General features: G+C 49.8%; 1 rRNA gene. It reads right to left on the reverse strand.

Features of this window, described 5'->3' with window-relative positions:
* Nucleotides 1–205 (reverse strand): 23S ribosomal RNA (locus DS745_RS04285); the annotation flags it as partial.

The raw sequence follows: 205 nt of genomic DNA on the forward strand, positions 1-205 counted from the left end.
CACTCTGGAGGAAACGAAGTTTCGATTACAGGGCTGTTACCTTGTTTCGCGGACCTTTCCAGGTCGCTTCATCTACTCCGTTTCTTTGTAACTCCGTATAGAGTGTCCTACAACCCCAAGGGGCAAGCCCCTTGGTTTGGGCTGTTTCCGTTTCGCTCGCCGCTACTCAGGAAATCGATAATTTCTTTCTCTTCCTCTGGGTACT

Source organism: Anaerobacillus alkaliphilus (assembly GCF_004116265.1).
Taxonomy (GTDB): domain Bacteria; phylum Bacillota; class Bacilli; order Bacillales; family Anaerobacillaceae; genus Anaerobacillus; species Anaerobacillus alkaliphilus.